This window comes from Stenotrophomonas sp. YJH_SMC_58 (assembly GCF_059369635.1).
Window position 1 is genome coordinate 1 of the sequence record NZ_JCAFSW010000017.1, and the last position, 22,761, is coordinate 22,761.

18 protein-coding genes and 1 pseudogene are annotated in these 22,761 nt (G+C 68.1%); all 19 read right to left on the reverse strand.

Annotated elements, in window-relative coordinates:
* Positions 1-1,464, reverse strand: a 1,464-nt coding sequence (locus AC5P68_RS17260; protein ID WP_495203765.1) for an MCP four helix bundle domain-containing protein, incomplete at its 3' end; no start/stop codon positions are given.
* Positions 1,465-1,807: 343 nt separating this feature from the next.
* Positions 1,808-3,799, reverse strand: coding sequence for a chemotaxis protein CheA (locus AC5P68_RS17265; RefSeq protein WP_005409520.1), 1,992 nt, complete (start codon positions 3,797-3,799; stop codon positions 1,808-1,810).
* 45 nt (positions 3,800-3,844) lie between these two features.
* Positions 3,845-4,210, reverse strand: a complete 366-nt coding sequence (locus AC5P68_RS17270; protein ID WP_005409521.1) for a response regulator — start codon at positions 4,208-4,210, stop codon at positions 3,845-3,847.
* Entirely contained in the window at positions 4,207-4,515 is a 309-nt protein-coding gene (locus AC5P68_RS17275; protein ID WP_005409522.1) for an STAS domain-containing protein, read from the reverse strand. Before AC5P68_RS17275 ends, AC5P68_RS17270 begins: the two co-directional genes overlap by 4 nt.
* Positions 4,516-4,801: 286 nt before the next feature.
* Positions 4,802-5,986 (reverse strand): chemotaxis protein CheW, encoded by a 1,185-nt coding sequence (locus AC5P68_RS17280; RefSeq protein ID WP_033833122.1) that lies wholly within the window; start codon positions 5,984-5,986, stop codon positions 4,802-4,804.
* Positions 5,983-6,765: a ParA family protein gene (locus AC5P68_RS17285; RefSeq protein ID WP_033833123.1), complete on the reverse strand. Its 783-nt coding sequence runs from the start codon at positions 6,763-6,765 to the stop codon at positions 5,983-5,985. Before AC5P68_RS17285 ends, AC5P68_RS17280 begins: the two co-directional genes overlap by 4 nt.
* Before the next feature lie 4 nt (positions 6,766-6,769).
* On the reverse strand, positions 6,770-7,786 hold the full coding sequence (motD, locus tag AC5P68_RS17290) for a flagellar motor protein MotD (protein WP_005409526.1): 1,017 nt from the start codon (positions 7,784-7,786) through the stop codon (positions 6,770-6,772).
* 1 nt (position 7,787) lies between these two features.
* On the reverse strand, positions 7,788-8,528 hold the full coding sequence (locus AC5P68_RS17295) for a flagellar motor protein (protein WP_005409527.1): 741 nt from the start codon (positions 8,526-8,528) through the stop codon (positions 7,788-7,790).
* A gap of 100 nt (positions 8,529-8,628) precedes the next feature.
* Positions 8,629-10,458, reverse strand: coding sequence for a chemotaxis protein CheA (locus tag AC5P68_RS17300; RefSeq protein WP_033833124.1), 1,830 nt, complete (start codon positions 10,456-10,458; stop codon positions 8,629-8,631).
* 2 nt (positions 10,459-10,460) lie between these two features.
* Positions 10,461-11,066 carry a protein phosphatase CheZ gene (locus tag AC5P68_RS17305; RefSeq protein WP_010482455.1) on the reverse strand — a complete coding sequence of 202 codons (606 nt, stop codon included), beginning with the start codon at positions 11,064-11,066 and terminating at the stop codon, positions 10,461-10,463.
* Positions 11,066-11,458: a chemotaxis response regulator CheY gene (cheY, locus tag AC5P68_RS17310; protein ID WP_005413247.1), complete on the reverse strand. Its 393-nt coding sequence runs from the start codon at positions 11,456-11,458 to the stop codon at positions 11,066-11,068. The genes AC5P68_RS17305 and cheY overlap by 1 nt, the downstream gene beginning before the upstream one ends.
* 57 nt (positions 11,459-11,515) lie before the next feature.
* Entirely contained in the window at positions 11,516-12,259 is a 744-nt protein-coding gene (locus AC5P68_RS17315) for an RNA polymerase sigma factor FliA (RefSeq protein ID WP_005413248.1), read from the reverse strand.
* On the reverse strand, positions 12,256-13,143 hold the full coding sequence (locus tag AC5P68_RS17320; RefSeq protein ID WP_005409532.1) for a MinD/ParA family ATP-binding protein: 888 nt from the start codon (positions 13,141-13,143) through the stop codon (positions 12,256-12,258). Before AC5P68_RS17320 ends, AC5P68_RS17315 begins: the two co-directional genes overlap by 4 nt.
* On the reverse strand, positions 13,130-14,746 hold the full coding sequence (gene flhF, locus AC5P68_RS17325) for a flagellar biosynthesis GTPase FlhF (RefSeq protein ID WP_033833126.1): 1,617 nt from the start codon (positions 14,744-14,746) through the stop codon (positions 13,130-13,132). Before flhF ends, AC5P68_RS17320 begins: the two co-directional genes overlap by 14 nt.
* Positions 14,747-14,891: 145 nt before the next feature.
* Complete coding sequence (gene flhA, locus AC5P68_RS17330; RefSeq protein ID WP_169449112.1) at positions 14,892-16,952, reverse strand: flagellar biosynthesis protein FlhA; 2,061 nt, start codon at positions 16,950-16,952, stop codon at positions 14,892-14,894.
* 44 nt (positions 16,953-16,996) lie between these two features.
* Positions 16,997-18,127, reverse strand: a complete 1,131-nt coding sequence (gene flhB / locus AC5P68_RS17335) for a flagellar biosynthesis protein FlhB (RefSeq protein ID WP_049453552.1) — start codon at positions 18,125-18,127, stop codon at positions 16,997-16,999.
* Between the two features lie 84 nt (positions 18,128-18,211).
* Positions 18,212-19,408 (reverse strand): CocE/NonD family hydrolase, encoded by a 1,197-nt coding sequence (locus AC5P68_RS17340; protein WP_414498088.1) that lies wholly within the window; start codon positions 19,406-19,408, stop codon positions 18,212-18,214.
* A 58-nt stretch (positions 19,409-19,466) separates the two neighbouring features.
* A pseudogene (locus AC5P68_RS17345) lies at positions 19,467-20,171 on the reverse strand (CocE/NonD family hydrolase); the annotation flags it as partial.
* Positions 20,172-20,578: 407 nt separating this feature from the next.
* The gene (locus AC5P68_RS17350) at positions 20,579-22,714 is read right to left on the reverse strand and encodes a putative bifunctional diguanylate cyclase/phosphodiesterase (RefSeq protein WP_414498089.1); all 2,136 of its coding nucleotides are present in this window, start codon (positions 22,712-22,714) and stop codon (positions 20,579-20,581) included.
* Positions 22,715-22,761: the final 47 nt, after the last annotated feature.

Consider the following 22,761-nt stretch of genomic DNA (forward strand, 5'->3'; position numbering starts at 1 on the left):
CTCCATCGAGGCAGCGGTCTCTTCCAGGTTGGCGGCCTGCTGCTCGGTACGGCGCGACAGGTCGCTGTTGCCGGACGCGATCTCGCCAGCGGCCAGGGTGATGCTGGAGGCACTGGCCTGGATCTGGCCGACGATCTGGGTGAGCTGTGCGACGGTGGTGTTGGCGTCGTCACGCATGCGTGCGAACACGCCGTTGAACTGGCCGTCCATGCGTGCGGTCAGGTCGCCGGCGGCGATCGACTGCAGCAGCTGCGAGAGCTGGCCGAGGTTGCCGTCGGCCACCTGCATCATGCTGTTGAGCTGCTCGATCATCACGCGGAAATCGTGATCGAAACGCTGCGCATCACCGCGCTGGCTGAAGTCGCCGGCGGCGGCGGCCGAGGCCAGCTGCTGGATCTGCGTGTTGATGGCCAGCAGGCTGGCCTTGGCCGCGTCCATCGACTCGTGCAGGATCGCGCGGCTGCCGGGCAGGCGGCGGGCGTCCGGGGCGAGGTTGCCGATGGCGTACTGGTTGAGCACTTCAATGGCATCGACGATCGCATCGAGGTGTTCGAAGATCACCGTGTTGATGCCGCTGGCCAGCTGGCCGTAGACGCCCGGGAAGTCTTCCGGAATACGGTGGCTGATGTCCGGGCCGGCATGCATCTGTGCCATCAACTGGGTCTGTTCGCTGAAGCGGCGCAGCATCGCGGTCATGTCGGCGGTGGCCGCCAGCATGCGGCCAGCCTCGTCCTTGCCGGTGCTCTGGGTGGTGACGCTGAGGTCGCCGCGTGCGACGGCCTGGATGGCGTTCACGGCCTTGCCCAGGGGGCCGGTCACTGCACGTGAGATGACGATGGCCAGCGCAGCGGCCACAAGGGACAGCAGGACGATGCAGCCGATGATGGCGATCATGCTGTTGCGATGGGTGGCGTTGGCGTCGGCGATCTTGCCGTCCATCTGGCCGGCGATGTGGGTGCCCAGCGCCTTCATCGCAGCGAACAGGTCGCGACGCGCCGGGCGCGACTGCTCGTCGGAGATCTGCTGGGCCCGAGCGCCATCACCGGCGGCCACGGCGTCGCGCATCGCCTTGTTGGCGGCGAAGTAGCGGTCCAGTTGTGCGCTGGCCGCGCGATAGAGTTCACGCTCCTTGGCCAGCGCCGGCAGCGCCGAGTACGCGGCCAGCTCGTCATGCACGGCCTTGGCGGTGTCGTCCATGCGCTTGTTGTAGTCGGCGACCTTCTCCGGCTGGTCGAGCATGCTCAGCTGTGCAAGTTCATAGGTGCGGAATTCCCCCAGCTGCGAGCGCGCCTCGCCCAGGTGCTGGACCGAGGGGATGTCGTTGCCAGCCATCTCGCGCAACTGCGCGTTGGCTTCGCTCAGGCGCAGCAGTGCGAAGGCGCCGAGGATCAGGGTCATCAAGGTGGTGAGGGTGAACCCCACGGCCAGCTTGCGGGCGATGGGCAGATCTTGGAACCACTTCATGCAGGGTGCTCCAGGTGGGCAGAGTGCCGGCGTCTGTGCGCCGGTTCGGGGGTGGTTGCAGAGCGAACGGGGGTGCCCGGTGGGGTTCGGTGACGACCGTCATTGCGAAATAACGGCGCCGTCCGCGTGGACTTTATGGACGCAGATCACATTCGGTTGCGTAGGGATGACAGCGCGAAAGCGTTGCAGCGGCGTGCTTTCGCTTGGATGAAGTAGTTGCGCCCGCAACCATCATGGCGACGGAGTTCACAGAAGGGATGGGGTCGGATCCCTTGGCAGAGCGCGCATAAACAAAAACCGCCGCCCCGAAGGGCGGCGGTCCAGTACACGCATGCAGCGTGGATCAGGCGGCCTGCGGCATCCGCAACGAGCGCACCAGTCCGCCGATGTCGACGATCAACGCGACGCGGCCGTCGCCAAGGATGGTGGCACCGGACACCCCGCCGATACGGCGGTAGTTGTTCTCGATGTTCTTCACCACCACCTGCTGCTGGCCGACCAGTTCATCCACTTCCAGTGCGATCTTCTGGCCATCGCCTTCGACCACGACCACCAGCGATTCACTGCCCGGCGCACGGTTGCCGTAGCCGTAGTACTCGCTCAGCGAGAGGATCGGCAGGTACTCGCCACGTACGCGCAGCACGCGGCCTTCGCCGGCCATGCTGCGGATGTCCTCGGCCTGCGGCTGCAACGCCTCAAGCACATAGGCCAGCGGCAGGATCAGGGTTTCGCCGGCAACCGCCACGGTCATGCCGTCGAGGATGGCCAGGGTCAGCGGCAGGCGGATCAGCGTGCGGGTGCCAGTACCCAGGCTGCTTTCGATCTGGACCTCGCCGCCCAGTGCCTGGATGTTGCGGCGAACCACGTCCATGCCGACGCCACGCCCGGACAGGTCAGTGACCGCATCGGCCGTGGAGAAGCCGGGCTGGAAGATCAGGTCCCAGACCTGCGAATCGGTCGGGTTGTCCGGTACGGCCAGGCCGCGCTCGGTGGCCTTGGCCAGGATCTTGGCGCGGTCCAGGCCGCGACCGTCGTCGCTGACTTCGATGACAATGTGGCCGCCCTGGTGCGAGGCCGCCAGGGTGATCGTGCCGGTTTCGTCCTTGCCTGCACCGCGGCGCACGTCGGGCATTTCCAGGCCGTGGTCGATCGAGTTGCGCACCAGGTGCACCAGCGGATCGGCGATCTTCTCGATCAGCCCCTTGTCCAGCTCGGTACCTTCGCCGACGGTGCGCAGCCGCACCTGCTTGCCGAGGCGGCTGGACAGGTCGCGGACCAGGCGCGGGAAGCGGCGGAACACCGCATCGACCGGCAGCATGCGCACGCCGATCACCGCTTCCTGCAGGTCGCGGGTGTTGCGTTCAAGCTGGTCCAGGCCAGCGAACAGGCTCTCGGCGTGGACCGGGTCCAGCGCATGCGAGACCTGCTTGAGCATGGCCTGGGTGATGACCAGTTCGCCGACCAGGTTGATCAGCGCATCGACCTTGTCGACGCTGACGCGGATCGACGTTTCGGCTTCCTGGGTGGCAGCACCGCCGGCGGCAGGCGCAGCAGGCGCTGCCGGCACGACGGCAGCAGGTGTGGAAGGGGATGCAGCAACGGGCGCCTGGGTTGCCAGGCTCGGCGGCGCTGCCGGACGGATGTCCAGCTCGCAGTCGTCCAGTACCCAGGCGAAGGTGTCTTCGATCTTGCTGCGCGGCACCTTGCCGACCAGGCCCAGGTCCCACGCCAGGTGGGCCTCGAGCGGGTCGAGCTGGGCGAAACCCGGCAGGCGTTCCATGCGCGCGGCCACCTGCAGCGAGCCGAGGTGTTCCAGTTCGCGGATGATGCGCAACGGGTCGTTGCCGCTCATGAACAGCGAGGGTGCCGGGGTGAACCCGATCTGCCAGGCTTCCGGCGTATCGTCCACCTTGGCTGCGGCAGCGGCCGGCGCGCTTGGTGCGGCCTGGCCGGAGAGAACGGCTTCGAGGCGCGCCTTCACTGCGGCGACCGCAGCGGGGTCTGCGGCCTGGCCATGTTCGGCTTCGCGCAGCAGGGCGCGCAGCACATCCACCGAGGACAGCATGGCATCGACGGCATGGCCTTCCAGGGCGCGCTTGCCGGCACGCAGCTCATCGAGCAGCGTTTCCAGCACGTGGGTCAGGCCGGCGATGGCATCGAAGCCGAAGGTGCCGGCGCCGCCCTTGATCGAGTGGGCGGCGCGGAACACCGAATTGATGATCTCCGCGTCCTGCTGCCCCGATTCCAGGGCCAGCAGGCCAGCCTCCATCGCGTCGAGGCCTTCGCGGCTCTCCTCGAAGAAGGTGGCGTGGAAGCGTTGCAGGTCCATGCTCATGGCAGTGGTGGTCCGGAAGCGAAGAAGGGGAGCGGTGCGGGGCGATCAGCCCAGCACTTTCTGCACGGTGGCGACCAGCTGTTCCGGATTGAACGGCTTGACCAGCCAGCCGGTGGCACCGGCGGCCTTGCCTTCGGACTTCTTGTCGGCGGCCGATTCGGTGGTCAGCATCAGCAGCGGGGTGAACTTGTAGTCCGGCAGCTGGCGCAGTTCGCGGATCAGCGCGATGCCGTCCATGTTCGGCATGTTGACGTCGGTGACCACCGCATTGAAGCGCTGGCCCTTGGCGCGACCCAGCGCGACCGCGCCGTCTTCGGCTTCTTCGACGGCAAAACCGGCCGAGGTGAGGGCGAAGGAAACCATCTGGCGCATCGACGCCGAATCGTCCACCACCAAGATACGTGCGCTCATGCAGCGTTCTCCACAGATTTCAGGTTGTCATGGGTTACGTCCAGGCCCAGGGCCTGGGTGACGCCCAGCAGGCGTGCGGCGTCACGGAAGGTCGCGGTGCAACCGTGGAAGCCGGTGCCCAGGCCTGCCTCGCGGCGGGCCTGCACGAATGCACACAGCACCTGCACGGCGGCCGTGTGGATGCGGGCGACCTGGCTTGCATCCAAGGTCAGCTCGCCTGCCTGCGCCACCAGCGGGGCGAGGCGGTTCTTGAGCTCGGTGCTGCTCTCGATGCCGAGATCCTCACCCAGTTCGACAGTGCTCATCGTTGCTCCGGACAAACGGTTCCGTGATCCATAACGGCACCCCGGCGGGGTTCTTTAGAGGAATCGACGCGGTGCGTCGATGCGGTCGCCGCTGAAAAGGGGACGGAGGGGATTAAGTCGCAAGCGACCTGGCTCTACTGCAGCCCCCTCGGCAACGGCGACCGCGCAGTGGGGACGTAAGGAGTTGATCCAACGGTTCAACTCCTTGCGTCCCCGACAGGCACCGCTTCGGCGCAAAGCGCCGAGCCACTTGCGACTTAATCCCCTCCGTCCCCTTTTTTCCAGATCAACTCAACAGCCGTGTGGCGTCCAGCAGGATCATCGGGCGCTGGCTGACCCGGGCGACGCCGCGGAACAGATCATTGGAGATCTGGCAGATGCGGGCGGTATCCGGGGGTTCGATCTGTGAATCGGTGAGGTTGGCGACATCTTCCACTGCCGACACGCGCAGGCCGATGGTCTCGCCGTCCTCTTCCAGCACCACGATGCGGGTCTGGGCATCGTCTTCTGCCGATGCGGCGCCGAGGTGCAGGCCGAGGTCCATCACCGGCACCACCTGGCCACGCAGGTTCATGATCCCGAGCATCGCCGGTGCCGTGCCACGCAACGGCAGCAGTGGCACCGGCAACACCACTTCCTGCACTTTCAACAGTTCCAGCGCATAGGCCTGGGTCCCGCAGCGCAGGCGCAGCCAGCGCGAGGTGCGCTCGCCGGCGCGGCGGTTCTGTGGGTGCGGACTGCTGGCGGGCTGGTGCGCCTGCGCCTGCAGCTCCTGCCAGGTACCGGGACGGTTGGTGGCCGGGGCATCCAGGGCAACGCGGGGCGGCGGCGCGGCGGCAGCACGCGGTGCCGGGGGCGCAACCACGGCCGGTGGCGGCGTGGGGACATCCTCGCCACCAGCAGCGGCTTCGAACGCAGCCTGCAGACCGGGGCTGTCAGTGTGGGCGAGCTGATGGCTGTCGGCCGCGTCGGTCTCGTAGATCACTTCGTCGGGCAGGTCGTCCCAGGTGGGCTCCGGGCCGGCCTTGGCCGGGGTCGTCTCGTGGATCACCTCGTCAGGCAGGTCATCCCAGGTCGGTTCGCGCTCGGGAGCGGCGACCGGCACTGCGGCGGCCTCGAAGGCGGCTTCCAGTGCTGCGTCATCCTGTGCCGGGGCAACGGCAACAGCGTCCGTCTCATAGATCACTTCAGCGGGCAGATCGTCCCAGGTGGGCTCGCGCTCGGCCGTTGTGGCCGCCTCGAAGGCGGCTTCGAGCGCGGCGTTGTCCACGGCAGGCCCCGCGGCGACGCTGTCGGTTTCGTAGATCACCTCGGCCGGCAGGTCATCCCAGGTCGGCTCGCGTTCCGGTTCCGATGTGCTGTCCGGAACCGGGGCGGCGCTGTCCGGCGTTGGCAGCACGACGGCCGCCGGGGCGATCGCTTCGCCCAGCAGTTCGTCCAGGTAGTCGTCCAGTACGCCGGTGCTGTTCATGCGGCCTGCTCCAGGGCACGGGCATCCTCACCGAGGATCCAGTTCAGTGCGCGGCGATAGGCGGCCAGGCCGCGGCCCGGGTAGTCCTCACCAACGCTGGGCAGGGTCAGGCCTGCGGCGTTGCTGATGCGGGTGTCGATCGGAATGGCGTCTTCCCACACGCGGATGCCGTGGCGATCCTGCATCGTGCGCAGCGACTCGTTGCCGGCGCGGGTGCGGCGATCGAACAGGGTCGGCAGGATCGAGATCGGCAGCGGGCGGCGGCGCGAGCGCTCGACCATCTCGCCGGTGCGGACCATGCCGTCCAGGCCATGCAGGGCCAGCGGCTCGGCCTGGGTGGGAATGATCAGGCGGTCGGCAGCGGCCAGCGCGTTGATCATCAACAGGCCAAGGGTGGGGGCACAGTCCAGCAGGATGTAGTCGTGCTGGCCCTGGTGACGCGCCAGTGCGTTCTGCAGGGCCAGGCCGAGTCCGGGCTGGTTGGCGCTGCGGCGCTCCAGCGTGGCCAGCGCCGACTGCGCGCAGACGTAGTCCAGGCCGTGGATGCTGCTGGCATGGCACAGGCTGGAAAGATCGGCCGGCGGGGCGCCGAACAGTTCCAGCACGCCCGCCGGCGGCGGATCCACCGGCACGCCAAAGGCGCGGCTGAGCGAGGCATGCGGATCGAGGTCGATCAGCAGCACGCGATGGCCAAGCGCGGCCAGGCCGCGGCCGAGGGCGAGGGTGGTGGTGGTCTTGCCGACTCCGCCCTTCTGGTTGGCGACTGCCCAGATGCGCATCGGTTTACTCCTTCATTGCCGGGGGAACGGCGGCGCCGACGCGGCTGCCAGCCGGCACCGGCGGCAACTTCACCGGTGCGATGGGGGAGGTGGGGGCGGTAGCCGGAGTTGCGGCGGCTTGTTCGGTGGTGCTGTCGTCGACGGCGCCGGTGGCCGCATTGAGGCGCTGGCCAAGCGGATCCACCGAATGCGAGGTGTCGGCCAGGATGATGACCATCACCCGGCGGTTGCGGTTGCGCCCCTGCGCGCTGTCGTTCTCTTCGCGCGGACGGAACTGGCCATAGCCAACCATCGCCAGCCGTGATGGCTGCACGCCCTGGTCGGCGAACAGGTGCACCACGCTGGCGGCGCGACCGGCCGACAGTTCCCAGTTCGAAGGGAAGGTGGCGGTGGCGATCGGCACGTTGTCGGTATGGCCTTCCACGCGCACGCTGTTGGGCACGTCGCGCAGCACCTCGGCCAGGCTGGCCAGCGTCTGCCGTGCATGCACGTCCAGCGCGGCCGAGCCGGTGGGGAACAGGATGTCGCTGTTGATCTCCACTTCGATCCACAACTCGGTGCGGCGCACGCTGATCATGCCGCGGTCGATCAGCGGCGCCAGTGCGGCGGTGAGGCGGTCGGCGATGCTGTTGAGCTGGCGCTCGGCACGGGCGATCTGTTCCTGGTTGTGCACGGAGACCGGCATGCGCATCTGCGAGGCCATCGACGGCAGCAGGGTCGGGTCGTGCGACGGCGCGGGCGCGGAGGGGCCGATCTTGGTGCCGGACTTGATCACCGAGGGGCTGTCCCAGCCGCCACCCTGCACCTGCTTGTTACCCACCTGCACCGGATTGATGGTGCGCGGCGCGCCGCCGAAGGCATCGGTGAGCGCGTCGGCCATGATCCGGTACTTGCCCTCGTTGACCGAGGAGATCGCGTACATGACCACGAAGAAGGCGAGCAGCAACGTCATCAGGTCGGCATAGGGGATCGCCCATGCTTCATGGTTGGCGTGCTCTTCGTGGTGCTTGCGGCGGGCCATGTCAGTGCAGGAAGCCGGAGAGGTTGGTTTCGATGTTGCGCGGGTTCTCGCCCTGGGCGATCGAAATCAGGCCTTCAATGACCATTTCGCGGTCGCGGGTGTTGTGCGAGATCACACTCTTGAGCTTGGCGGCGATCGGCAGGAACAGCAGATTGGCCGAGGCGATGCCGTAGATGGTGGCGGTGAACGCGGCGGCGATGCCGTGGCCGAGTTTGCTCGGGTCGGCCAGGTTCTTCATCACCGCGATCAGGCCGAGCACGGCACCGATGATGCCGAGCGTCGGTGCGTAGATGCCCATCGCTTCGAAGACCTTGGCACCGGCCTGGTCCTGGTGCTCCTGGCTGCCCAGTTCGATCTCCAGCATGTGCCGCATCGATTCAGGTTCAACGCCGTCCACCAGCAGCTGCAGGCCCTTGCGCAGGAACGGGTCCTGCTGCGCTTCCACCTGCGATTCCAGGCCCAGCAGGCCCTGGCGACGGGCGATGTTGCTCCACTCGACGATCTGCTGGATCAGTTCGCGGCGATCGCTGTGCGGCGGGCGCACGACCCAGCGCACGATCTTGAACGCATGCTTGAACACCGCCGGCGAGGTGTGAAGCAGGATCGCGGCAACGGTGCCGACGATGACGATCACGAACGCCGCAGGCGACCACAGCGACGCCAGGCCGGCGCCCTTGAGGATGCTGCCACCGACCAGCGAGGCCAGGGCGAGAAAGAGTCCAATGAGGCTGAGTCTATCCATGGTTCCGGTATCGGCTTGTATGAATGGGACTTGAGACACCGGGAGAATGCGTACAGACGGTAGTCACAGTTTCGGGTCGCCGGGCCATGCCCGGCGGAATTCAGCGGATGCCGTCCACGTCCAGGATCAGTGCCATGCGACCATCGCCGATCAACGTTGCACCGGCATAACCGCGCAGGCCGCGCAGGGCTTTCGGCAGTGGCTTGATGACCACCTCCTCGCGCCCGCGCACCTGGTCCACGACCAGGCCGAAGCGCGCTTCACCGGCCTGCAGCACCACGATGGTCAGCAGGGTCGACGCGGCCGGCGTCACATCCAGCCACTGGCGCAGGTCGACCAGCGGCAGGGTGTGCGAACGGCGGTCGAGCACGGCGCGGCCATCGAACCAGCCCAACGACGTGCGCGGCGCGTGCAGCACTTCCATCACACGCGCCAGCGGTAGCGCGTAGACGTCCTCGCCGGCCTGCACCAGCAGGGTCGGCAGGATCGCCAGGGTGAGTGGCACGCGGATCAGGAAGCGGCTGCCACGCCCCAGTTCCGACTGGATCTGGATCTGGCCGCTCAGTTCGCGGATGCGCGACTGCACCACGTCCATGCCGACGCCGCGGCCGGAAATATCGGTGACCTGCTGCTTGGTCGAGAAGCCGGGCAGGAACACCAGGTGCAGGCACTCCTCGCTGCTCAGGCGGGCAGCGGCTTCCGGGTCGATCAGGCCCTTCTCGCGCGCCTTCGCGCGCAGCTTCTCGGGGTCGATGCCGGCGCCATCGTCCTGCACCTCGATGCTGACGTAGTCACCTTCCTGCTGGGCGGACAGGCGCACATGGCCCATCCGCGGCTTGCCTTGTGCTTCGCGCAGGTCGGGCATTTCCACGCCGTGGTCGATGGCGTTGCGGACCAGGTGCACCAGCGGGTCGGCCAGCGCTTCGACCAGGTTGCGGTCGAGCTCGGTCTCGGCGCCGACCAGCTCCAGGTCCACTTCCTTCTTCAGCGAGCGGGCGACGTCGCGGGCGACCTTGGGGAAGCGCGAGAACACCTTGCCCACCGGCTGCATGCGGGTACGCATCACCGCCGACTGCAGGCGGGCAGTGGCGATGTCCAGCGTCGATACGGCGCGGTCCAGCTCCTCGTCGCGCAGGCGTGCACGCAGGGTTTTCAGGCGGTTGCGGGAAAGCACCAGTTCGCCGATCAGGTTGACGATCGCATCCAGGCGCTTGGTGTCCACTCGCACGGTGTGCTCGGCCTCGGCCATCGGCTTGGCTGCCGGCTTGGCTGCAGGTGCCGGGGCGGGTGCCGGGCGCGGTGCTGCGGCGGGGGCCGCCGCGACGGCGGCAGCAGGCTTGGCGCCTGGCGCAGCGCCACCGTGCAGCTGGTCCAGCAGGGCTTCGAACTCGTCTTCGCTGATCAGGCCATCGTCGGCTTTCTTCGCCGGCGCGACCGCGGTCGGCGCGTTGCCGCCATGCAGCTGGTCGAGCAGGGCCTCGAATTCGTCGTCGGTGATCAGGTCGCTGCCGGCTGCCGCAGGCGCGGCCGCAGCGACCGGCGCGGCAGTGCCACCGTTCATGTCGAACTGCGCGATCAGGTCCGGCGGCGCATAACCCGGCTCGGTGCCGGAGGACACGGCGTCCAGCATCGACTGCAGGTAGTCCAGCGATTGCTGGGCGGCGTCGAAGTGGTGGGCCTGCAGCACCGCCTGCCCGGCACGCGCGATGCCCAGGGCCTCTTCAGCGGCGTGGCACAGCTCGACCATCGCGGTGACGCCAAGGAAGCCGGCACCGCCCTTGAGCGTGTGGTATCCACGGAACACCGCGTTGAGCTGCTCGGTGTCCTGCGGTGCCTGCTCCAGCGACACCAGCTGTTCGCCCAGGCGATCCAGGATTTCCTGTGCCTCGATGATGAAATCGGCAGTGATGTCGTCGGATACCGCGCTCATGCTTACAGCCCCAGATCCGACAACAGGTCGTCGGCGTCGTTCTGCGAGACCGCGTGGCGGTCCAGTCCCTTCAGTGCCGGCCCGGCCAGTTCCGGGTCGGTGCGATGCTGTTCCGGCGGCAGGCCGAGTGCGCCGAAGCCCTCGTGCACGCGGCGGACGATGCCGACCACGCGACGGATGATCTGCCCGGTCAGGTCCTGGTAGCTCTGGGTCAGGGCGATCTCGGTCAGGTTGTGGCGGATGCGCTCGAGCTGCGCGTCCTGGCCCGGCTGCAGGCCTTCAGCACGCAGCTGTTCGGTCAGGCTGCGGCATTCCTCGGCCAGGTCCAGGGTGCGGTGCGTGGCCTGTTCGGTCATGGCCACCACGTGGTCCAGGCGTGCGCAGGCGTCGTCCAGCTCACCGGCCTCGCTGGGCACGGTCGGCAGCTCACCCAGTGCCTGCCCCAGCTCGCGGGCCAGCCGCGAGAGGCCGCTCATCATCGGCTGCGTACGTAGCGCGACCAGTCCGTCGATGCGCTGCCGCCAGGCGGCCTCGTCACCGGACTCGAGTGCGTCCAGGGCTTCCTGCAGGCGCAGGGCGAGGGCGCTCTTGTCGACCGTGGTATCCATCAGGCGCTGGCCGCCAGGCGTTCGAAGATCTTGCCGAGCTTCTCTTCCAGCGTCTGCGCAGTGAATGGCTTGATGATGTAGCCGTTCACGCCGTTCTGGGCGGCTTCGATGATCTGTTCGCGCTTGGCTTCGGCGGTGACCATCAGCACTGGCAGGGTCTTCAGCTTGGCATCGGCACGGATCGCCTTCAGCAGCTCGATGCCGGTCATCACCGGCATGTTCCAGTCGGTGACCACGAAATCGAACGGCTGGCTCTGCAGCAGCGACAGCGCGGCATGCCCGTCCTCGGCTTCGGCGGTATTGGTGAAGCCCAGATCGCCCAGCAGGTTCTTGACGATCCGACGCATGGTCGAGAAGTCATCGACGATCAGGATGCGCATGTTCTTGTTCAAAGCAGAGTTCCTTTGTTGTTCATTCCGGGCGGCCGGGGGCAGCCGCCTCGGGCATGTTCATTCTTCCAGGCCGGCGTCCGCCGCCTCGAAAATCTTGAGCCGGCCACGCAGGCGCAGCACCGCCTGGCCGTGGATCTGGCAGACCCGCGACTCGCTCACGCCGAGCACCGCGCCGATCTCCTTCAGGTTCAGTTCCTGCTCGTAGTAGAGCGAGAGCACCAGCTGTTCGCGCTCGGGCAGGTGGCCGATGGCCTTGCCCAGCTCGCGGCCGAACTCACCACGCTCCAGTACCTGCTGCGGGGTCGGGCCGCCCTGGGCGACGGTGTCCAGCTCGCCCTGGTCCTCGATGCGCGACTCCAGGCTCAGCACCTGGCCACGTGCGGCGTCCTCCATCAACCGCAGGTATTCGGGCAGCGGCATCTCCATCGCGGCGGCCACCTCGGTGGCGCTGGCGGCGCGGCCGCTGCTCTGTTCCAGGCGGCGGATGGTGGCGGCGGCATCGCGGGCACGGCGGTGCACCGAGCGCGGCACCCAGTCGCCACGGCGGATCTCGTCGATCATCGAACCGCGGATGCGGATCGAGGCATAGGTCTCGAACGAGGCGCCCTGGTCGGCGTCGTAGCTGCGCGACGCTTCGATCAGGCCCATCATGCCGGCCTGGATCAGGTCGTCCACTTCAACGCTGGCCGGCAACCGCGCGGCCAGGTGGTGGGCGATGCGCCGCACCAGGTCCGAATGCTGGGCGATGACCTCGTTGGCCGCCGAGCGCTGGACTTCCCTGTACTGGGCTGCGCCTTTCATGCGGCCACCCCGCGCTGCTTGAGGATGCGCTCGAGGAAGAACTCGACGCCGCCACGCGGTTCGGTCGGCGCCTGCCAGCGTGCGGTGCGACGCGCGATCTCGGTGATCGCCAGCGCGGCCGGGCTGGACGGGTAGGCCTTCACCACCGGCTGCTGGCGCTGCACCGACAGGCGCAGCCAGTCGTCCTGCGGCACGCAGCCCAGGTAGTTCAGCGAGACATCGGCGAGGAACTTCTCGCAGACGCGGGTCAGCTTTTCGTACAGCACGCGGCCCTCGTTGGGGTCGCGCACCATGTTGGCCACTACCTGGATGCGGTCCACGCCGCGTTCGCGCGACAGCACCTTGATCAGCGCGTAGGCGTCGGTGATCGAGGCCGGCTCGTCACAGACCACCACCACGGTGTCCTGCGCGGCCTGGCAGAAGGTCAGCACGCCGTCGGTGATGCCGGCGGCGGTGTCCACCACCATGATGTCCAGTTCGCGTTCCAGCTCGGAGAACACGTTGACCAGGCCGACGTGCTCGGCCGGGGCCAGCTCGGCCATGTGCCGGCGGCCGGACGCGGCCGGCACCACCAGCACGCCGTTCGGGCCTTCGACGATGACGTCGTCCAGCGAGCAGCGGCCGGCGACCAGGTCGGCCAGCGTGAAGGTCGGGTTCAGCCCCAGGATCACGTCGATGTTGGCCAGGCCCAGGTCGGCGTCCAGCAGCAGCGTGCGCTTGCCCATGCCGGCCAGTGCCACCGCCAGGTTGGCGGACACATTCGTCTTGCCCACGCCGCCCTTGCCGCCAGTGACGGCAATGGTGCGCACAGGGCCGAGCGGCTCGCTGCGGGTGGCCGACAGCGGGAAGGTCTTGGTCAGCTTGGCGTACTCACGCGACGGCATGGTTCAACTCCGGGTTGCAGGGCATATCGGCCGCGCGGCGCAAATCTTCAAGGCGAAGTACGAGATTGGCCGCACTGGCCCGGTGCAGGTCCTCCGGAACGTCCTGGCCATCGGTCACCCAGGTGATCGGCAGGGCGTGGTCCACGGCCACTGACAGGGCGTTGCCGAAGCGGCCGGTCTCGTCCAGCTTGCTCAGCACCAGGCCCTGCAGGTTGGCGGCGCCGAAGCGGCGGACCACCTCGTCCATGTCGCCGAAGCTGGTGTTGGCCGGCAGCACCAGCAGGGTGCGTACCTGGCGGGCGGCGCGCAGCCACTGCAGCTGCGCGGCCAGCGCGCGGTCGCGCGGGCCCAGGCCGGCGGTGTCGATCAGCACCAGCTTGTAGTCCTTCAGGCGTTCCAGCAGCTGGTCCAGGTCGGTGCCGCTGTTGGCCTCGTGCACCGCGATGCCGAGCTGGCGGCCGTAGCCGTACAGCTGCTCGCGGGCGCCGATGCGGGTGGTGTCGGTGGTCACCAGGGCCACATCGCGCGGCGCATGCTTCTCGGCGAAGCGCGAGGCCAGCTTGGCGATGGTGGTGGTCTTGCCGGCGCCGGTCGGGCCGACCAGGGCGATCACGCCGCCTTCTTCCAGCGGGTCGACCGGGGCGATCGGCAGCTTGCGCGAGATCAGCCCCAGCATCAGGCCGCGGCCACGATGGGCTTCGGTCTCCAGCGGGATCTGCATGGCCACGTCGCGGGCCAGCCCGGCGTCGAAACCGTACTCGTCCATCAGGTCCAGCGCGGTGGCGCGCACCGGGCTACCACGCAGGCGCTCGTCGGTGAAGCGGTTCATCTCGCGCTCGATCACCTGGCGCATGCCGGCCACTTCCTGGCGCAGCTGGCGGATCTCGGCGTCGTCCTGGGCAACCACGGTCAGCGTCGGTGCCGGGGCCAGCATGGGGGCCGGGCTGGCTTCGCCGGCGGCTTCGACCGCTACCGGTTCGCTGGCGGCGATCCCGGGCTGCGCTTCGGTCACGGCAGCGGTCGGCAGCGGCGGCGGCTGCACGGCCGGGGCCACGCTTTCGTGATGCATGTCGTGCGGCGGGTCGATCTGGAAGCGGGCGCGGTTGGCCGGCACGGTGGCGGCCGGTGCGACGATGGCCTCGGCGAACGGGGCGAAGCTCTGTTCGGGCAGCGCCGGTTCGTTGACGGCGGCGCGCGCCAGGGTGGCGGCGAAGCCAGTGCTGCCACGGGTCGGCACGATCTCGTCGGCGCTGTCCAGGGTGCGGCCGGTGGCCCCAACGGCCGCACGGGCGAGGGCGGCCACGGCCGAGGTGGTGGCGGCGACCGGTTCCGGCGCGGGGGTGCTGCTGCGGCGGCGGGTGACAGCGGCGATCACCGCGTCGGCGGCGGTGCGCGGCTTGGGTGCCGGCGGCGGTGCGACATCACGGCGCGAGGCTTCCAGTGCACGCTGCACGGCGCTCTCGTCGTAGTTGGCCGCGGCGACGATCTCGACGCCTTCCTCGATCCGGCGGTTGGACAGGATCACGGCGTCAGGACCATGTTCCTTGCGCACCAGGTTCATGGCCGAGCGCATGTCGGCGGCGACGAATCGTTTGATTTTCATGCTGTGGTCACGGGACGAAGACGGCGGGGTGGTGGTCGGAGAACTCGGGTGGTCGGTGGTCTGCACGGTGCGGGTTCCCCTTGGTATCTGTCTGTTGCGTTGGTTCGAAGGTGGTGTCTGTTTTCTGGCGCATCGGTGGGCGGCGTCAGCTGATCGTTCCGACCAGCTTCAGGCGCTTGTCCTCCGGCACCTCGCTGTAGGCCAGGACCGACAACGACGGAACGCTGTGGCGGACCAGGCGCGCCAGCGCGGCGCGCACCGGGCCCGGTACCAGCACGACCGCCGGCTCGTTTCGCGCTTCCTGCTTGCTGACACATTCGGCCAGGCTCTGGTGCAGTCGCTCTGCGAGTCCGGGTTCCAGCGCGGCGCCGTTGCCCTGCGTGGACTCCTGCAAGACACGTTCCAATTGCGGGTTGAGGGTGAACACCGGCAGCTCCGCCGACATTCCGGCGATCTCCTGCACGATGAAGCGGCCCAGCGCGGTGCGCACGGCAGCGGTCAGCACCGCCGGGTCCTGGCTGCTGGGCGCGTGTTCGACCAGCGCCTCGGCGATCTTGCGCAGCTGTCGGATCGGGATGCGCTCGACCAGCAGGTTCTGCAGCACGCGCACCACTGCCGACAGCGGCAGCGCCTTCGGCGTCAGATCTTCGACGAGCTTGGGCGCGCTCTTGGCCAGGTTGGCCAGCAGGTGCTGCACTTCCTCGTGGCCGAGCAGTTCCGGCGCATGTTCGCGGATCAGGTGCGAGAGGTGGGTGGCCACCACGGTGGCCGGGTCGACCACGGTGTAGCCCAGCGTTTCAGCCTGGGCACGCTGGTGCGGCTGGATCCAGGTGGCATCCAGGCCGAACGCGGGATCCTTGCCGGCAATGCCCTCCAGGGTGCCCAGCGCGCTGCCCGGGTCCAGCGCCAGTTCGCGGTCGGGGTGGATCTCGGCGGTGGCCACCGGCACGCCGTGCACCAGCACGCGGTAGCCGTTGGCGGGCAGTTCCAGGTTGTCGCGGATATGCACCGACGGAATCAGGAAGCCGACGTCCTGGGTCAGCTTGCGGCGCACGCCCTTGATGCGCGCCATCAGTTCGCCGCCCTGGTTGCTGTCCACCAGCGGGATCAGCCGGTAGCCGACCTCCAGGCCCAGCGGATCGACCGGGCGCAGTTCGTCCCAGCTCAGTTCGGCGGTCGGCGCAGGTGCCGCCGGGCGGCCGAGTGCGTTGAGTGCGGCCGCGTCATTGCCGGCGGCTGCCGGGTCGGTGGCTGCGGCCTTGCCCTTGCGGTAGACCTTCCAGGCGATGAAGCCAAGGATCGCGGCCAGCGTCAGGAAAGCGACGTTGGGCATGCCCGGCACCAGGCCGACCACGCCGATGATGCCGGCGGTGATCGCCAGCGCGCGGTACTGGCCGAACACCTGGCCGGTCATCGCCTGGGCCATGTCCTGCGAGCGCGAGGCGCGGGTCACCAGCATCGCCACCGCGCTGGAGACCAGCAGGGCCGGCAGCTGCGCCACCAGGCCGTCACCTATGGACAGCAGGGTGTAGGTGGCAGCGGCTTCGCCGAACGGCATGCCATGCTGCAGCACGCCCACGGCCAGGCCGCCGAGCATGTTGATGAACAGGATCAGGATGCCGGCGATGGCGTCACCGCGGATGAACTTGCTGGCGCCGTCCATCGCGCCGTAGAAGTCGGCTTCCTCGCGCACTTCCTCGCGGCGCAGCTTGGCTTCTTCACGCGTCAGCAAACCGGCGTTGAGGTCGGCGTCGATCGCCATCTGCTTGCCGGGCATCGCGTCGAGGATGAAGCGCGCGGTCACTTCCGAAACGCGGCCGGCGCCCTTGGTGATGACCACGAAGTTGATGATGGTCAGGATCGCGAACACCACGATGCCTACCGCATAGTTGCCGCCGATCACGAATTCGCCGAAGGCGGCGATGACCTTGCCGGCGGCGTCGTGGCCGTTCTGGCCGTTCAGCAGGATCACGCGGGTGGAGGCCACGTTCAGCGCCAGCCGCAGCATGGTGGTGATCAGCAGCACGATCGGGAAGATGGTGAAGTCCAGCGGGCGCTTCACGTAGACCACCGCCAGCAGCACCATCAGCGAGATGGCGATGTTGAAGGTGAACAGCGCATCGAGCACCGGCGCGGCCAGCGGGACCACGACCATGGCCAGCAGGGCCAGCACGATCAGCGGTGCGCCAAGGCCCTGGCGGATCATTTCCAGGGCGCGGCGGGTGTTGAAGCCGGTGGAGGGCTGGGCGCTCACGGGCGGCCCCCCTTGCCGAATTCATCCACCTGGATGTGCGGGGCGTCCGGCATCGGGCCAGTGCGCCAGGCGCGCAGCTGGTAGACGTAGGACAGGACCTGGGCGACGGCCGAATACAGTCTCACGGGGATTTCCTTTCCGAGTTGGCCTTCCCGATACAAGGCGCGTGCCAAAGGCGGGGCGGAGACGATCGCGACCTTGTTGCCGTCGGCCACTTCACGGATGCGCAGGGCGGTCTCGTCCACGCCCAGGGCGACCACGGTGGGGGCGTTCATGGCGCCACCTTCGTACTTCAGGGCCACCGCGTAGTGGGTCGGGTTGACCACCACCACGTCGGCGGTGGGCACTGCCTCCATCATTCGGCGGTTGGCCATCTGCTGCTGCAGCTGGCGGATGCGGCCCTTCACCTCGGGGCTGCCCTCGCTCTCCTTCATTTCCCGGCGCAGCTCTTCACGGGTCATCTTCAGCTTGCGCATCCAGTTCCAGCGCTGGTACGGGGCATCGATGGCGGCCAGCACCAGCATGGCGCCGGCGGTGGCCAGCAGCAGGCGCAGGGTGAAGCCCAGGCCATCGGTGATGGCGGTTTCCAGCGGGTGGTGGATCAGCCCGCGCAGGATGTCGAAGCCGGTCCAGACCACCAGGCCTGCGGCCACACCGACGAACGCCACGCGCAGCAGCGATTTGGTGAACTCGGCAATGGCCTCGGGGCCATACAGGCGCTTGAGCCCGCTCATCGGGTTCATGCGGTTGATGTCGGGCAGCAACGCCTTCTGCGACCAGCGCAGGCCGCCCATCACCAGCGGGGCGACGAAGCTGGCCAGCAGGCAGACCAGCACCAGCGGTGCGATCACCAGCATGAACTGCAGCAGCAGGTCGCCGAAGTGGCCGAACAGTTCCTTCGGGTTCTGCCGCAGGCTCTGCTCGGGGCTGAGCGCGTGCTTCATCCAGGCCGTGGCGCCACGGCCGATCGAGCCGCTCATGGCCATAACCGCCAGCACGCCGGCGCCGAACACGGCGGCGGTGCCAAGTTCGCGCGAGCGCGGCAGGTTGCCTTGTTCACGGGCGTCGCGCAGGCGCTTTTCGGTAGGTTGTTCGGTCTTTTCGCCGGCGGATTCGTTCTCGGACATCACAGGCACTGCGGCAGGGGATGCCGGGGTGCCTGCAAGAAGTGTTCCGTGATGGGCCGTTGCCTATCCACGCATGGTATGGATCTACTGTAGGGAGTCGCTGGCGGGGCGCAGGGGAATCGTCAGAACACTGTCGCTGTGCCAATCCACCTGCAGCGGGGTGCCCGCATCAGCGGCCGATTCGTCGCTGACATCGCGGCCGCTGCCGTGGTTGACCTGGTGCATGGCGTCCTTCAGCACGTCTACCTTCACCAGCAGGCGGCTGCCGGCAGCCAGGCGGCGGGCGACCATGCGCGTGCGATCGAAGGGCAGGTGGGTCCATTGGCCGGGCTGCAGCAACTGGCGCGTGCCCGGGTCACGCACGTGGCTGGCCCGGCCCATGTAATAGGACAGCTGCATCCGGTGTCCATCGGCCATCAGCTCGTACAGGGTGACGGTGAAATCGAAGTCGCGCTTGTTGATCCTCACCTTCAGGTCGCCGGAGAAGCCGCCCACCAGATCCATCGGGCCGGTAAAGGGATCGGTGGCAAAGGACAGCGCCGTATCCCTTTCGTCCTGTGCTGCGATGATCGGGAAGGGGTAGTAGCCATGCCGCATTTCATTGCGGTCGGCCAGGTCCACGGTCTGCCCCAGCTGGCCCGGCGCTGGCGGCTGTTCCTGCAGGCGGTCGTAGCCATCGGCGGAAGCGGGTGCGGCCGACAGGTGGTAGCGGTGGTGGGCACCCGCAGCGGCGTCCAGTGTTGGCGCATGCCCCCAGCGGTTGGCGCCCATCAGCTGGTAGTTCACGCGGTCGGGCACCAGCGCCGGGCGAGGGGCGCCGCGCAGCACATGGTCCAGCCACTGGAAGGTCAGTGCGGGCGTGTCGAACTGCGCGACGGCGTCCAGGTCGTATCCACGCAGCTGCATCGGCTTGAGCGCCGACTGCGCACCGCGGTGGTCATAGGGGCCGATCAGCAGGGAGTGATCGGCATCGGGGCGGTGCCGCAGGTGGTCCTTGAAGTACTGCAGTGCCGAGATCTGGCCGTCGTCGTAGTACCCGGTGATGGTCAGCACCGGGATGCGGATGTCGTCGAACTGGTCGCCATAGGGAACCATCGACTGCCAGTAGGCGTCGTACGTCGGGTGATCGAGCCAGCGCTGCAGCCAGGGGTTGGGCGTGCCGTCGATCTGGTCGATCTGCCGGTAAGGGCGGCCGGAGGCATACCAGCGGCGGGGCAAGCTGTGACCAGCGTTCGTTCTGGTTGTAGGTGTCGTTGTCCAGCATCGGGCCATTGGCCACATAGAACGCCCAACCGTAGTTGGCACTCAGGAACACGTTGTTCTCCATCGGCAGGCCCTGGCCGGGGATGGCGGCAACGTAGGGCACGATGGTCTTCAGTGCGGGATGGTGATGGCGCGCTGCTGCCCAGGCGGTAAAGCCCTCGTAGCTGCCGCCATACATGGCGACCCGGCGATCGTTCCATGGCTGGTGGCTGATCCAGTCGATGGCCGCATTGGCGTCCTTGCCGTCATGTTCGTAGGGAGCGATGGTGCCCGTGCCCTGGCCCTTGCCGCGCGCATCGACCACGATGCCGGCGTAGCCATGCGCGGCGGCCAGCAGCATCTTCTGCCGATTCTTGGGTGGATCGGTGTAGATGGTGAACAGCATGGCCGCAGGCAGGGGCACCGATGCGGCGCGAGGGCGGGCCAGCTGCGCCGACAGCACGACGCCATCGCCAACGGGGATGCGCAATGCGTCGTCGATGGCGAAGCGGCGCTGCTCTTCCGCCGCGACCAGCGGAGGGGCCAGGGCAGCGGCCAGGGTCTGCGCACGCAGTACCGCCCGCAGGCGCAGCAGTTCCAGGGCGACAGCCTCGGCAATGGTCGTCGCCCCCGCCTGTGCCGCGACGGCCTGCTCCAGCTGGGCGCGCACCGGGGCTGGCTCAACCGAGAGTGCGGCACCGGCCTGCACCGCGGCAACGTCGTCGAGGGCGGCGAAGGTGGCGTGGAAGGCGCGCGCATACTCCGCTGCGTCCTGCTCGCCGGCGGTGACGAGCAGCAGCATCGGTACCCAGCGTTGCACTGCTGCGGTATCACCTTCGCTTGCCAGCGATGCGCGTGCCTGCTGGATCGATCGCCGCGCTTCGGCCGTCTGGCCCGCCGCCACCAACGCGTGGCCGCGCTGTACATCGGTCAGGTCGGGCGACTTCAGCACGCCCTTGCCAAGGGCCTGCAGGGCAGCGTCGACCTGGGCCGGGGAAGCATCGGCTGGCAATGACCACGGCAGATCAGCGGCAGCAGCGTGGCCAACAGCAAGGGCCAGCAACAGGCCAGCAAGGGGGGTGCGTAGGGCCACGGGCGCTTCCTGGGATGAGGGTGGAACGGCGCATCCACGCGTGGCGTGGATCTACCGAAGGCCAACCAATGGTAGCGCCAGGCCGTGCCCGGCGGGAGCCGAGCGCAGGCTCGGCGCTACCGGGGCGCGTTGTCGCTGGGCGGTGGGCTCTGCGCCAGTTCGACCCGCGGCCGGGGCAGGTCGTGCAGCTGCATGAAGCGCGCCGCATCGACCGGGCGGCCGAGCAGGTAGCCCTGCAGGAAGTCGCAGCCCAGGCGCTCCAGGTAGGCGCGCTGCGCGGCGGTCTCCACGCCCTCGGCGACGATGTCCATGTCCAGCGCATGGCCCAGCGCCACGATCGCCGAGACGATCACCACGTCCTCTGCACTGTGTTCCAGGTCGCGCACGAACGCATGGTCGATCTTGATCTCGGTAGCCGGCAGCCGCTTCAGGTACAGCAGGCTGGAATAGCCGGTGCCGAAGTCATCGATGGAGATGCCTACGCCCAGCGCCGACAGCGCCTGCAGCAGGCGCAGGCTGGTGTCGGTATCGCGCATCACCGTGCTTTCGGTGATTTCCAGCACCAGGTGGCGCGGGGCGATGTTGTGGCGTTCGATCACCGCGCGCACATCCTGCAGCAGGTGCGGCGAACTGAACTGCACCGGCGACAGGTTCACCGACATCGACCAGCCTTCGTGACCGGCATCGTGCCAGCGCCGCAGCTGCAGGCAGGCCTGGTCCAGCGCCCAGCGCCCGATCTCGTTGATCGCGCCGCTGCGCTCGGCCAGGCGGATGAACCGATCGGGCGGAATCAGGCCATGCTCCGGGTGGTGCCAGCGGATCAATGCTTCGGCACCGGCCACCTTCTGCGTGGCCACGCGGATCTTGGGCTGGTAGTGCAGGAACAGCTGCTCGCTGCCGATGGCCCGGCGCAGGTCGGCCAGCAGCCGGAACTGTTGTTCGGCGCTGTCATTCATCCAGTCGGCGAACAGCACGAAGGCGTTGCGCCCGGATTCCTTGGCCTGGTACATCGCCGCGTCGGCAAAGGCCATCAGCTGCCGCTCGCTGGCGGCGTGGTCGGGGCAGATCGCCACACCGATGCTGGCGGTTACCTGCAGTTCGTTGTCCGGCAGCAGTGGTCCACTGCCGATCGCCTGCAGGATGCGCCGGGCGAGGGTTGGCAGATCCTCATCGTGCTCGATGCGCACCACCAGCACGAACTCATCGCCGCCCAGGCGCGCCAGCATGTCATGGGGGCGCAGCAGCTGGCGGGTGCGCTCGGCCACCGCCACCAGCAATGCGTCACCCGCCTGGTGGCCATAGGCATCGTTGACCTGCTTGAAGCCGTCCAGGTCCATGAACATCACCGCGAAGCGGCTGCCGCCCTGTTCGGCCTCGGCCAGTGCCTGCACGATGCGGCGCTGCAACAGCAGGCGGTTGGGCAGGCGGGTGAGCGGATCATGCAGTGCGGCCTGGGTCAGTTCCTGCTGCGCATCGGTCAGCGAGGTGCTCAGCATGGAGTTGCGCAGCCGCAGCAGCTGCGCCTCCACCCGCTGGTCCAGCCAGGACACCACCAGCACCACCGCGAGGATCGCGACCGTCAGCACCACTACCAGCATGGCCAGCCACTCGTTCTGCAGGCCATCGCCGACCGCCGCGCCGCAGATGCTGCCTTCCGGAAAGCGTGCGGCGGCCATGCCGGTGTAGTGCATGCCAACGATGGCCAGCCCGAGCAGGCCAGCGGCTGCCAGCCGGTCGCCGACACGGGTGCGCTGCGCGCGCAGGCGGAAGGCCACATACAACGCAGTCCATGAGGCGGCGACCGCCACGATCAGCGAGAACAGCAGCCAGCCCGGGTCATAGTCGATGCCGGGTTGCATGCGCATCGCCGCCATGCCGACGTAGTGCATGCCGGCAATGCCGGTACCCATCAGCAATGCCCCGCCGGCCAGGCGTGGGTGCGGCAGGGTGCGCAGCGAAACCAGCCACAGCGCGAACACCGATGAGGCGATGGCCAGGGCCAGGGAGAGCAGGGTGATCGGCAGGTCGTAACCGAGCGGAATGGGCAGGTCGAAGGCGAGCATGCCGATGAAGTGCATCGACCAGATGCCTAGGCCCATGGCGAAGCCACCACCGAGACGCCACCACCAGGCCGCACCCTTGCCGGGTGCGGTGACCGTGCGCCCGGCCATCGCCAGCGCGGTGTATGAAGCCATCACGGCAACCAGCAACGAGATCGCCACCAGCCACGGGTTGTACGTGCCTACCAGCATTCGTCAGTCTCCCGGACCTGCCTGTCGACGGAAACCACGGTGGGGCA

Excerpts from the sequence above, each read along its gene's own strand:
- AC5P68_RS17265 (WP_005409520.1), bottom strand. The coding sequence starts at position 3,799 with ATGAGCATGGACCTGCAACGCTTCCACGCCACCTTCTTCGAGGAGAGC.
- AC5P68_RS17270 (WP_005409521.1), bottom strand. The coding sequence starts at position 4,210 with ATGAGCGCACGTATCTTGGTGGTGGACGATTCGGCGTCGATGCGCCAG.
- AC5P68_RS17275 (WP_005409522.1), bottom strand. The coding sequence starts at position 4,515 with ATGAGCACTGTCGAACTGGGTGAGGATCTCGGCATCGAGAGCAGCACC.
- AC5P68_RS17280 (WP_033833122.1), bottom strand. The coding sequence starts at position 5,986 with ATGAACAGCACCGGCGTACTGGACGACTACCTGGACGAACTGCTGGGC.
- AC5P68_RS17285 (WP_033833123.1), bottom strand. The coding sequence starts at position 6,765 with ATGCGCATCTGGGCAGTCGCCAACCAGAAGGGCGGAGTCGGCAAGACC.
- motD (WP_005409526.1), bottom strand. The coding sequence starts at position 7,786 with ATGGCCCGCCGCAAGCACCACGAAGAGCACGCCAACCATGAAGCATGG.
- AC5P68_RS17295 (WP_005409527.1), bottom strand. The coding sequence starts at position 8,528 with ATGGATAGACTCAGCCTCATTGGACTCTTTCTCGCCCTGGCCTCGCTG.
- AC5P68_RS17300 (WP_033833124.1), bottom strand. The coding sequence starts at position 10,458 with ATGAGCGCGGTATCCGACGACATCACTGCCGATTTCATCATCGAGGCA.
- AC5P68_RS17305 (WP_010482455.1), bottom strand. The coding sequence starts at position 11,066 with ATGGATACCACGGTCGACAAGAGCGCCCTCGCCCTGCGCCTGCAGGAA.
- AC5P68_RS17315 (WP_005413248.1), bottom strand. The coding sequence starts at position 12,259 with ATGAAAGGCGCAGCCCAGTACAGGGAAGTCCAGCGCTCGGCGGCCAAC.
- AC5P68_RS17320 (WP_005409532.1), bottom strand. The coding sequence starts at position 13,143 with ATGCCGTCGCGTGAGTACGCCAAGCTGACCAAGACCTTCCCGCTGTCG.
- flhF (WP_033833126.1), bottom strand. The coding sequence starts at position 14,746 with ATGAAAATCAAACGATTCGTCGCCGCCGACATGCGCTCGGCCATGAAC.
- flhA (WP_169449112.1), bottom strand. The coding sequence starts at position 16,952 with ATGATCCGCCAGGGCCTTGGCGCACCGCTGATCGTGCTGGCCCTGCTG.
- flhB (WP_049453552.1), bottom strand. The coding sequence starts at position 18,127 with ATGTCCGAGAACGAATCCGCCGGCGAAAAGACCGAACAACCTACCGAA.
- AC5P68_RS17340 (WP_414498088.1), bottom strand. The coding sequence starts at position 19,408 with ATGTGGCCAATGGCCCGATGCTGGACAACGACACCTACAACCAGAACG.
- AC5P68_RS17350 (WP_414498089.1), bottom strand. The coding sequence starts at position 22,714 with ATGCTGGTAGGCACGTACAACCCGTGGCTGGTGGCGATCTCGTTGCTG.